This window comes from Streptomyces cinerochromogenes, assembly GCF_014648635.1.
GTDB classification, from domain to species: domain Bacteria; phylum Actinomycetota; class Actinomycetes; order Streptomycetales; family Streptomycetaceae; genus Streptomyces; species Streptomyces cinerochromogenes.
In genome coordinates this window covers 603,952-614,794 of sequence record NZ_BMRM01000002.1, presented here as the reverse complement: position 1 = coordinate 614,794, position 10,843 = coordinate 603,952, and the positions used below count along the sequence as shown (strand labels likewise).

Here is a 10,843-nt window from a genome sequence, read left to right as displayed (position 1 = left end):
TCCCGGGCAACTTCGGCTCGTCGTACACGACCGTCATGAGCGACACCACGAAGAACCTCTTCGAGGCGCCGCAGGTCTACAAGGTCCAGGGCCAGAACCAGTACCTCATGATCGTCGAGGCCCGGGGAGCGAACGAGCAGCGCTACTTCCGCTCCTTCACCGCCACCAGCCTGAGCGGCTCCTGGACCCCGCAGGCCGCGAGCGAGAGCAACCCCTTCGCGGGCAAGGCCAACAGCGGTGCCACCTGGACCAACGACATCAGCCATGGTGACCTGGTCCGCACCAACCCCGACCAGACCATGACCATCGACCCCTGCAACCTCCAGCTCCTCTACCAGGGCAAGTCCCCCAGCGCCAGCGGCCCCTACGACCAGCTGCCGTGGCGGCCGGGTGTCCTCACCCTGCAGCGCTGACCGGAGGCCCGACGGCAATGACGAAATGCGCCCCCATCGAAGAGATGGGGGCGCATTCGTGAGCTTCGCCTACTTGAGTGCTGTACCACCCGAGTTGTGATAGGCGATCGTCTTGCGGATCAGGTTTCCGCCGTCGGACTCGACCGTGGTCTGTTCCTGCTGCCCCGGACCGAAGAACAGGCCGGCGACATGGGCATTTGCCACCTGGTCCATGTGCCCGAAGAGCCAGTCCACCTTGTCGTCCTTGAAATGGTTGAGGGTGTTGTTCTGCGCCATGTTGCCCACGGGGATCTGCCACAGGACCACCGGCTTGCCCACGGACTCGGCCATCGTCTTGTAGAACTGCAGCGCGGCGGTGGCCTTCTGGTCGGTCCAGAAGTGGTCACTGCCGCCGTGGGCCGGCTGTGCGTACCAGCCCGCGTCGCGGTCCGACACGTCGGTGACCAGGAAGTCGGCGTTCTTTGCCCCGAGGTTCGCGTAGTCCTTGACGCATGCCTGTGTGTTGGTCTGCCAGTCGAAGCAGGAAAGGTGCAGTCCCACGGCCGTGTTCGGCGCGTACTTGTGCGCCATCGAGATCAGGCAGCGGGCGAGTCCGGCGGCGCTGTTCTCCTGCGATCCGCAATCCGTCGGATTCGCGCCCGAGACCTGTGCGGGAACCTGGTGCGGATCGCCGAGCGACCGGACGTAGCCCCAGAAGTCGGGCTCAAGGTCGATCGCGTCGTGCGACGTGCCGATCTTCTGCAGGAAGAACCGGTAGTCGTTCAGGTACCGGGTGAGCAGGTCGAGCCGGTTGATGGCCTTGACCTCGCCCGGACCGTCGCCCTGGCCTGCCGCGTCCCCGAGGTCGCGCAACGAGTACCAGGTCCACAGCATCTTCTGCGGGCGCCGGCTGCCCTTGTACGTCGCCTGGGCCGCCACGGTGTCCCGCCAGGTCACGTACGTGCCGGGCGCCGTGGTGCTGCCGTTCCAGCAGCCCCACCAGCTCGACCAACCGTCGTGGCAGCGCGCTGCCGAGTAGTAGTCCGACGACGGCGCGGGCTGGCTGTGCACATAGGCGTACCGCACGTCGAACGGCGCGGCGGCCGCCGAGGCGTCGGACATCGAGCCGCCGATGAGCACCGTGCTGCTGCCCATGAAACGTGTCGTCGAGCTGCCGCCACCGGCCACGGGAGACGGCGCCGACGACGGGTGCGAGCCGCTCGTAGCCTGGCTGGTGGGCGTACCGGAGCCGCCGACACTCCCGGCCGGGACGAGTTGCCACTGCTGATCGGCGCCGCCCCGGTCGCGGTTCTGGACGACACCGCTGCCGTTGGCTTTGGCGGCGTTGCGGACATCGACGGCCATGCCACTGAAGCGATTGACCAGACGCACGTAGCCGTCCGGCGACTTGGCCAGCTTGAACTGCTGGTTGGTGCCGTTCAGGTCTTTCCACTGCACGATGGCGGAGCCGGCGGTCTTCGACCAGCCGAGGTCGTCCAGCACCTTGCCGGAGTTCCGGTTCTGCAGCCGGTAGTACCCGTCACCCGCGTCGATGAACCGCCACTGCTGGTTGGGGCCGCCGTGACGGCTCCACTGCACCACCGCCGCGCCGTCGTTCTTGGCGGAGCCACGGTCGTCCAGCGCCTTGCCACTGTTGCGGTTGACCAGCACGTACCACTTCTTCAGATCCAGGGTCTTCTGCTGCGCCGAAGCCTGGCTGACCACGACAGCCGAGCCGGCCACGACCACCATGGCGAGACCCGCCCAGAGACTCCGACGCGCGAGCAACCGACGGCCACGATGCTTCGGGCGACCACCGCGCGCGCCGCCGTCGGCACGATGGCCGCCGACGCGGGACGCCACCGGTGACGTGGGTGGGCCGGGGACATGTCTGTGCTCTCGTTCCAGGGACATGCCTGTTGCTCTCTTTCAGCCGTTGCATCTGACCGGACCACTTGGCCGGACAACGCTGAGTGGTCCGAGAGGCCGAAAAGGTTGCCGCGAAGATCCACAGATTTTTTCGCCCCGACCGCTTCCTGGTCGCTGCGGAGCACGGCACGCCTGACGCCGGCGGTGGCGATCACCCCGCACAGCACAAAGGCCCGGGTCCCTGACCTGGGCCTTGATCATGGAGCGGGTGACGAGAATCGAACTCGCTCTTATGAGCAGGTCGCGAGACGGCGTTCCGGATGCGGCACGCGCCCGCGTGTTCAGGCGGAGCCGGAGCCGCCCGCCGGTTGGCCGGCCGCCCGACGGTATTCGGCGTTGATGCGCTGCGCTTCCTCGAGCTGGTCCTCGAGGATGACGATCCGGCACGCGGCCTCGATCGGGGTCCCTTTGTCGACGAGCTCGCGGGCGCGCGCGGCGATCCGCAGTTGGTAGCGGGAGTACCGGCGATGTCCTCCCTCCGAGCGGAGCGGAGTGATCAGGCGAGCCTCACCGATGGCTCGGAGGAAGGCCGGGGTGGTGCCGAGCATCTCGGCTGCCCGGCCCATCGTGTACGCGGGGTAGTCGTCGTCGTCCAGTCGGTCATTCAGAGGGTTGTCCGATGTCATGTCACCTCGCTGTATAACGCGTCGAGGGGCCCTGGTGCCGTACGGCACCAGGGCCCCGAAGGAAATTGAACACCATCTGTCGGCCCTCCTGCTCGGCCGACCTTCTGTATCCGCTACCAGGCCCGGCAGGGCGGAGCGGGGGATCGCAGCTGCGTGACCGGGGACCACCATCCAATCCGGGGCCTTGCGGTACCCGGCCGAGTGCTTCTCGGGCCGGGCGATCCTGATGGCGTCTGCTCCTCCGTTCCTCTCGGTACAACCACTGAGTGAACCTGTACTGCTGTCGGCAGTTTCCAGCCACCTGCCAGTTCGTGTCTGGCGGGTCTCGTTCGACCGTGTCTACGAGAAGAAGCGTACCCATGCCGATGATGAAAATCTACTCTGACAAGAGAAGGTTTCACTCTTCCGAAGGAGAAGGAACTCTGACGCGGATGAGCTGCTCGTCCTGCACTTCCCTCTCGCCCGGATCCTGCAGGCAGCCGCGGGGAGAAGGAGAGCGGGCCGCCCGGGGCGCGACGGATCAGCGCGAGAGGGCGGGTACGCCCGGAGCCCGGCCGCACTCGCCGACGCCGGGCGGTGAGGGCAGTGGTCCGTCGAGAACGTCCCGCAGACGGATCCGGTCCGTGTACGCGGAACTGTCTCGGACAACGGCGAGCCCGCCCCGGGTGACCAAGCCTGTGCTCTCGTCGTCCCCGTCGCACACGGTCAGGTACTCGACCCGGGCACCCGCCATGACGGCCAGAGCCACCTCGACGGTCATGTCGTCACATACCCGAGGGTCGTGCCCTTCGGTGCCCTCGACCGCGGTCGCGGGAGCGGGGTCCGGCATGCGGTACCGAGTCCGCGCTGACGTCACGGGTGTCTCCTTCGGTAGGGGATGGTCGGCTGGGCGGCCCTTGCGGCCCCGGGAGACCACGTGGCTCTCGGAGGCCGAGGGGCGCCGGGGACTGCGCCGGCCTAAGCAGCCGAGTCCTTCCCGGGCAGCCGCTGTGCCCGCCGGCGCGCCCCCTCGCCGACCGGTCGGCCCTGCCCGGTGCGGCCCCGGCGGCTGCGGGACGGCGACGACCCGCGGCGGGGGCGTTCCGCGACGGGCGCGCTGATGACCACCGGCACACCGGAGGGCGCCTGGGCACCCGTGATGCGGCTCAGCTCCGCCTCGCCCGAGCGGACGGAGGTGATGTGCGGGGTGATGCCGGCCGAAGCCATCAGCCGGGTCATGCCGCGGCGCTGTCCGGGCGTCACGAGCGTGACGACGCTGCCGGACTCCCCGGCGCGGGCCGTACGGCCGCCACGGTGCAGATAGTCCTTGTGGTCGCTGGGCGGATCCACGTTGACGACCAGGTCGAGGCTGTCGACATGGATGCCGCGGGCCGCGACGTTGGTGGCCACCAGGACGGTGACGTGACCGTCCTTGAACTGCGCCAGGGTCCGGGTGCGCTGCGGCTGGGACCGGCCACCGTGCAGGGCCGCGGCGCGGACACCGCTGCTCAGCAGGTGCTCGGTCAGCCGGTCCACGGCGTGCTTGGTGTCCAGGAACATGATGACCCGGCCGTCCCGGGCCGCGATCTCGGTGGTCGTCCGGTGCTTGTCCGCGTCGTGCACGTGGAGCACGTGGTGCTCCATCGTGCTGACGGCACCGGCCGACGGGTCGACGGAGTGCACCACCGGGTCGGCCAGGTAGCGGCGGACCAGCAGGTCGACGTTGCGGTCCAGGGTGGCCGAGAACAGCAGCCGCTGTCCCTCGGGACGCACCTGGTCGAGCAGGGCGGTGACCTGGGGCATGAAGCCCATGTCGGTCATCTGGTCGGCCTCGTCGAGGACGGTGGTGCCGACGTCGTCGAGCCGGCAGTCGCCCCGGTCGATGAGGTCCTTGAGCCGACCGGGCGTCGCCACGACCACCTCCGCGCCGGCGCGCAGCGCTTGGGCCTGCCTGCCGAGGGACATTCCGCCGACGACGGTGGCGAGCCGCAGGCTGACGGAGCGGGCGTAGGGAGCGAGCGCGTCGGTGACCTGCTGGGCCAGCTCACGGGTGGGGACGAGGATCAGGGCCAGCGGTCGGCGCGGCTCGGCGCGCCGGCCCGCCGTACGGGCGAGGACCGCCAGGCCGAAGGCGAGGGTCTTGCCCGACCCGGTGCGGCCGCGACCGAGTACGTCACGGCCGGCCAGGGCGTTCGGCAGGGTCGCCGCCTGGATCGGGAACGGCACGGTCACCCCTTCGTGGCCGAGCGTGGCCAGCAACGGCGCCGGCATGGCGAGATCGGCGAACGACTCGACGGCGGGCAACGCGGGCGTGACCGTCTTCGGCAGAGCGAACTCGCCCCGCGCCGGCTGTCGGTTTCCGTAACCGCCGGAGCGGCCGGCGGCGGCGCTTCCTCCGAAACGGTCGTATGTGCGATCGGTGCGTGCGCGAGTGGTACGTGTTCGGTTCATGCGGAACCTTCCTCGATGCGGGCACGATCAAGGAATTTCCGCAGCAGAATGAGCGGCGCAGAGAATCGCGAGAACGGGCCGAAAAATGACAGGGTCGAAACACCCTGAAAATGACGCGAGCTGGGGCCCGCACCCCAAGGTGCGGGCCCCAGCTGCGAAGTATGCGTCAGCGCCGGTGCGTCAGGCGGGAACGATGTTCTCAGCCGTCGGGCCCTTCTGGCCCTGCGCGATGTCGAACGACACCTTCTGGCCTTCCAGCAGCTCGCGGAAGCCCTGGGTGGCGATGTTCGAGTAGTGGGCGAAGACGTCGGCGCCGCCGCCGTCCTGCTCGATGAAGCCGAAGCCCTTTTCCGCGTTGAACCACTTCACAGTGCCAGTAGCCATGTTGTTTCTCCTTCGGAGACGGTGTCAGGAATACGCCTTGTGCGTGTTCCGTGTCGCCGTGATGATCAGCCGTCGGAAAAACCTTCTGGCAACCACACCTGCAACTGATGACGACAGTAGCACGGTGCGATCGGCCCTGCACGGTCGATAATTCCGTTCCGCCGGGCGGTCGAGGAATATTCGCCGTACCCCGCGCCAATTTCTCATTTCGCGGGCACAGATATTGCTCTCCCCGGGCACGGCCTTCCTGCCGTGCACTTCCGTCCGCGACCCTGTGACCTCGCTCGACGGGACATGTGCCGCTGCCACCGTCGCCGGCGGAGGGCACAACGGCAAACGTGCCCGGGACTCCCATGCCGCAATAAAGGTCACATCCCCCGGGAGTGCCGTAGGAGGGCCGAGGCGAGTCGCGTGTTCGCACCGGCTCCGCTGCGCGTCGGTCAGTCATGGCCTGCTGCATGAAGCCGGGCTTCATCGGCTCCACGTAGGCCAAAACTGACCCGGCTAAGCACAAGTCAGGTCAGGTCGGTGATCAGGTCCTGAAGGGCGGGCACGAGTTCGGGGTGGTCCCCGCGCGAGGCGGACTGTAGTAACTCGGTGACCACGATGATCTGCGCCACGCGCCCAGGCGCCGTGCCGAGGATCGGGAAGGAGTCACGGACACGCTGGGCGACATCGGGGAGGAGCAGGCAGTACGCCAGGAGCATGGCAGCGTCGTAACCGGCGGGCGCCAGCCCGAAGCCTTCCCAGTCGAGGAGGTAGGGGCTGGCGGTCAGGTTAGCCATGTGCAGATCCCCGTGGGCTGTTGCCCAGGCGGTGATACGCGGGCTGGGTGTGCCTAGGAAGCGGGGGACCGAACGGTCCACCCACTCCTGCCGGACAGCCACACGGTCGGTGGCCGTTCCGCTGACGTACTCGAGATCGGTGCGGAGGGAGTCCCACCACGAGGCCGGCAGAGCCAGCCGGGTGCGCAGAACGGGGCTGGGAGAGCAGGTGGGCTCGTCGACGTACTGGTGCAGCTCGGCCCGGTACGTGTAGCCGTCCTTGGTCGACTCGACGGTGTCGTACAGGAACGGCTTGTGGACATGTCCGTCGAACAGCGCGGCTGCCTTCCGATTGCCTTCCCAGATCTTTCCCGCCGCTCGATCGCGCGGTGCGGAGAGCAGTCTCAGCCAGCAGTCTCCCCGGTCCGGATGCTCGACGCGGCTACTGAGGGTGCGGCCGTACCAGCCCCAGACTTCGGGGCCGGTGACCGTGGCGTTGACAAGCCCGGCCGATTGCGCGAACGCCCGGCGCATGCGCTGCTGGTCTGCTGGTTCAGCCGGCGGCGAGTACATCCAGCACCTTCCGCAGGATAGGGACCGGGATGGCCGGGAGGCGCAGAGCCTCTCGTGCCTCGGCCCAGTGTGCCGGACTGGAGGCGGAGAGCAGGGTTCGTGTCACTCCAGGGCAGGACGCTGCGGCGAGCAGGCATGCCTGTGCTGTGCTGAGGTCCGGGTTCAACAACTCCGTGAGTTCGCGGGTGGCAAGGTGTGGCAGTTCGCCGCCGAACAGGGGGGCCGAAGCGAATACTTGCCAGCCGCGTTCTGCTGCCTGGGCGATGGGACCCTCGCCGTCCAGGGCTTGGGAGAAGGCGGTTGCGGTGACGAGGGACACCGGCAGCTGGATCGCCCTCAGATGGTGCTGCTCGCTCCCGGCGGCCGAGGCGGCCAGTTGGTGAAGGGTGGGGACGTTCAGGGCGCCGGTTTCGAAGCCGTCCCAGGTGGCGACCCCGTAGCCGGTCAGGGTGCCGGCTGCTGCCTCTTCTTCGAGGGCGATGAAAGCGTCATGAAGGGCTTCGTACGGGTCGCCGTCGGCGTGCTCGGGGTTGTGCGTGAACACAAGGTCGAGGCGGTCTCGGCCGAGTTCGGTGCGGTTGCGGGCGCACTGCCAGTGCACGTACGGGGTGCTCAAGCAATGTCGCCGTGCCGCCTCCTCGCCGGTGATCGCTCCGTCGAGTACGGCATCCTTCGCGGTCTGGGCAGTGAGGAATCCGACCTTGGTGGAGGTTGGGACCGGGTGCCGGACGAGGAAGGATGCGAGTAGTTCCTGCGCTCGCCCGCCGAGATAGTTGGGCGCGGTGTCGATCCAAGCGGTGGCGGGGTCGGCGGCTGCGCGTGCGGCTGCGTCGATCAGGGCGGCGGGCTGGAGACGGTAGGTGCCCAGCCCCAGGGCTGCCGTCGCCATCACCCTTGGCCTTCCACTGTGATCGCTTGGCCCGTCATCAGCTCGGAGACGGCGGCTGCCACGGCGTCGACAGAGAGGCCGGCCGCCGCGGCCAGTTCGCTGAGGGAGACGGCGTGGGGAACAGCGGAGATCAGTCGTGTGAGCAGCGGCAGGGCTTCCTGGGCCATCTCCCACTCGTGGTCGCACGCCCGGAACACCACCGAGGTCCCGTCGGTTGCTGGCTCGATCCGGGCGCGTGCGGTGGTCAGCCGGACGCGGGTGTTCGGGTTCGCGGCGAGGCCGGTGACATGGGGCAGGCTTGGCCTAAGCCGCGTGAGATCACTGGCATCGCGCATCGTCGCGTACCGGTTGATCACGTTCGGATCCTCCAGTGCTGCGGTGACCTGCTTGCGTAGTCGTTCCAGGTAGTCAGCCCGGTCAGCGGCCGTCGCGTGCACGGGCAGGTCTTCGCGCAGGACCGGGTGACGGCGCAGGTCATCGGCGAGCCAGGACAGCAGTTGGGCGCCGGTGGAGGTCTGGATGCCGAAAGTGAGGTGGAGGGAGTGCTCGCCTTCGGAGGCGGCCACCGAGTGCCACCAGCCGCGGGGGAGGTAGAGCAGGTCGCCAGGGAGCATGACCAGCTCGGTGAGCGGTTGGATGGGAGGGGGCTCCGGCTCGTCGGTGTCCTTGTACATGGGGGCGGCCCGCGTGGGCCCGTACAGCTTCCAGCGTTTGGCCCCGTCGATCTGGACGACGAGCACATCATGGTCGTCCCAGTGGACGCCGAAGCCTTCACGGGCGGTCCAGGACGCGTACAGGTTGGTCTGCACGCCCGTGCGCAACCACTGCTCCAGTTCCATGGCCGCGCGGCCGACGGCCGGGTGTAGTTCGTCGACGGCGTCGATGACCAGGGAGGCGCCCTCGGCGAGGCGAGCGTGCAGTTCGGCCGGATGCAGGCGCTGCCAGACGGTGTGCCGGCGGGTCGTGACCGGGGACGTGTAGCGGTATGCGGGAAGCATCTCGCCTTCGGCGGAGAGGCGGAAGCGGGGCGGTTCCAGGCGGTGGGTGGCGAGGATGGTGTTGACGTCGTCCCAGGTGATCAGCCGGCCCGGCTCGGCGAGGGCGTGGGGGACATGGCGGTGGTGGCGGTGGAGCACCTGGGCCAGGAACTCGTCCTGGCCCAGGTGAGCCGCCAGATTCAGCGGCGACAACGCGGCTCCTCCCTGATCAGTCGTTGCCGTCGGTGCGGCCGGTGCTGCCACCGTCAGACGGGGTTACGCCGCGCTCGCGGGCGGCCTGGATGCGACGGCGTGCCCTGACCAGGCCCGTCGGTGCCGGCTCGGCCGCCGGGGTGGTGCTGCTGCTCGGCATTGAGTCCTCCTATGACGATGAGGTGCATTGCGGACCCGCCCCGGACGGCGCTCGACCTGTCCAAGGGCGCGGGCGGATTGGTCCGTCCGAGGCGGGGTTTGCGACCCGCCCCTGCCGGGGCTTCTCAACGTGGGGGAGCGTCTCGATCGGCTACGTCCGGCAGGGACGGGAACTCAGGGGCCGGTGTCTGAAGGAACCGGAAGTCAGGGGTGGGCTGGGGTGCTGGCGACCGCCACGCCGATCACGAAGCCGCACGACGCGGCGATAGCGACGACCAGCAGCGGACCGGCGAAACGACCCAGCCAGGCGATGGCCCGCCGCATCCCGTGTGCCGCCAGGCGTGCCGCGACCGCTTGTGGCGTCTGGTGATGCGCGGGCTCACCGACCCCACCGTCCGTTCGCCACGGCGACCCTGCCACTCATCTCCTCGGCTGCTGTGGGTGCCCGCAGCTGGTCGGGCGGCACGTCCCACTCCCTCCCCCCCCCGTTGAGGGGACGAAGCTGCACGTACGGTCCCTCGCTGCCCATGACCCGGCCGATGCGGCCCGTGCGGCTGTCGACCATCACGGCCCGGAGAGCAGGCAGGCTGCGATCAGCCATGACTGTCACCTCTTCTCGTGAACATCAGAGGGCCTCACTCGTTCTGGGCAGAACGGATGCGGTCGGGCAGGGCGTGAATCCGTCGGGAAGAGCGAAGCGCGGGTCGCCCAGCGCGCGCAGGAGCCGCCGGTCCCCGGTAAAACGCGTGCGGGCGTGCAGCCAACGGTGGTTGTCCAGCAGGTAGCCCTGCCCGGCCCGAAGCGTGAGGCGATGCTGACTGGTGGTGATGGCGCTGCGGAGCACGGGGAGGTAGGGCTGGACGATGGGGTCTCCAGCGGGCCAGACCGTCCTGTCGCAGCCGTATGCAGATCCGGCCGTCGGGGTGGACGGTGAAGACCTGGGAGGCGTGGCCGGCGCCCTCACCGAAGTAGGCGGTCCGGGGCTGGCAGAGCGCGACCGCTGCCGCGCGGTCCTCGCTGACCAGGCGGGCGTGCACATCACGTCCGTCCGCGAGGAGCGTCTCACCACCATCGGATGCCGGCTGTAGGCAGACCAGGAGGATCAGACGCGGAGGGGATGGCGTGCCCGACCTCTCCGTGTGGGGGAGCAGTTCGCCGTTGCCGAGTCCGGCGAAGCCGGCGCGGTGGGCGTGGCTGCCCGTGTTGTGGATCAGGGTCAAGCCGTCAGGAGCGCCGTGCGGATGGGGCGTGATCGCCATCAATGGGGAGGCGAACGACAGGACTTCCTGGCGAGTGGCCATTCCGTCCAGGGTGACGAGGCCGGTCTCACGAAGCTGTGCGGCGATCACGTCGCTGGCGTGCGGGACGCGGAGGTTGACGAAGTGGTCCGCGAAGAGCCCCTCGGAGCGTGTGGAGGCGTCGAGCATCGCCGTACTCCTTCGATCGGGATCGGTGTGATCAGAGTGGGGAGGCAGGGTGGTCGCGGTAAAGCGACAGACTGTCGACT

Annotated in this window: 11 protein-coding genes and 1 pseudogene; 1 reads left to right on the top strand and 11 read right to left on the bottom strand. The window is 68.7% G+C overall.

Going from position 1 to position 10,843, the window contains the following annotated elements; all coding sequences use genetic code 11:
- Positions 1 to 413 (top strand): non-reducing end alpha-L-arabinofuranosidase family hydrolase (locus tag IEZ20_RS06645; protein ID WP_268253032.1); only part of this gene is annotated, 413 nt, incomplete at its 5' end.
- A 69-nt stretch (positions 414 to 482) separates the two neighbouring features.
- Here the strand turns inward: IEZ20_RS06645 and IEZ20_RS06640 are convergent.
- The 11 genes and pseudogenes from IEZ20_RS06640 to IEZ20_RS06595 all read right to left on the bottom strand — a co-directional run bounded on the left by IEZ20_RS06640 (position 483) and on the right by IEZ20_RS06595 (position 10,763).
- Positions 483 to 2,144 (bottom strand): RICIN domain-containing protein, encoded by a 1,662-nt coding sequence (locus IEZ20_RS06640; protein WP_189295310.1) that lies wholly within the window; start codon positions 2,142 to 2,144, stop codon positions 483 to 485.
- A 458-nt stretch (positions 2,145 to 2,602) separates the two neighbouring features.
- Entirely contained in the window at positions 2,603 to 2,947 is a 345-nt protein-coding gene (locus IEZ20_RS06635) for a helix-turn-helix domain-containing protein (protein ID WP_189295308.1), read from the bottom strand.
- Positions 2,948 to 3,467: 520 nt separating this feature from the next.
- The gene (locus IEZ20_RS06630) at positions 3,468 to 3,776 is read right to left on the bottom strand and encodes a CBS domain-containing protein (protein WP_189295407.1); all 309 of its coding nucleotides are present in this window, start codon (positions 3,774 to 3,776) and stop codon (positions 3,468 to 3,470) included.
- Positions 3,777 to 3,904: 128 nt separating this feature from the next.
- On the bottom strand, positions 3,905 to 5,377 hold the full coding sequence (locus tag IEZ20_RS06625) for a DEAD/DEAH box helicase (protein ID WP_189295306.1): 1,473 nt from the start codon (positions 5,375 to 5,377) through the stop codon (positions 3,905 to 3,907).
- A 180-nt stretch (positions 5,378 to 5,557) separates the two neighbouring features.
- Entirely contained in the window at positions 5,558 to 5,761 is a 204-nt protein-coding gene (locus IEZ20_RS06620) for a cold-shock protein (RefSeq protein ID WP_028799214.1), read from the bottom strand.
- A 515-nt stretch (positions 5,762 to 6,276) separates the two neighbouring features.
- Complete coding sequence (locus IEZ20_RS06615) at positions 6,277 to 7,098, bottom strand: phosphotransferase family protein (RefSeq protein ID WP_189295305.1); 822 nt, start codon at positions 7,096 to 7,098, stop codon at positions 6,277 to 6,279.
- On the bottom strand, positions 7,079 to 7,987 hold the full coding sequence (locus tag IEZ20_RS06610; RefSeq protein ID WP_189295303.1) for an aldo/keto reductase: 909 nt from the start codon (positions 7,985 to 7,987) through the stop codon (positions 7,079 to 7,081). Before IEZ20_RS06610 ends, IEZ20_RS06615 begins: the two co-directional genes overlap by 20 nt.
- Positions 7,987 to 9,177 carry a cupin domain-containing protein gene (locus tag IEZ20_RS06605; RefSeq protein WP_189295302.1) on the bottom strand — a complete coding sequence of 397 codons (1,191 nt, stop codon included), beginning with the start codon at positions 9,175 to 9,177 and terminating at the stop codon, positions 7,987 to 7,989. Before IEZ20_RS06605 ends, IEZ20_RS06610 begins: the two co-directional genes overlap by 1 nt.
- A 16-nt stretch (positions 9,178 to 9,193) precedes the next feature.
- Entirely contained in the window at positions 9,194 to 9,337 is a 144-nt protein-coding gene (locus IEZ20_RS06600; protein ID WP_189295300.1) for a hypothetical protein, read from the bottom strand.
- Positions 9,338 to 9,715: 378 nt separating this feature from the next.
- A complete protein-coding gene (locus IEZ20_RS39500) occupies positions 9,716 to 9,937 on the bottom strand; it encodes a hypothetical protein (protein WP_229895903.1) in 222 nt (73 codons plus the stop codon).
- A 24-nt stretch (positions 9,938 to 9,961) separates the two neighbouring features.
- Positions 9,962 to 10,763 (bottom strand): annotated as a pseudogene (locus tag IEZ20_RS06595) (TauD/TfdA family dioxygenase).
- Positions 10,764 to 10,843 lie beyond the last annotated feature (80 nt).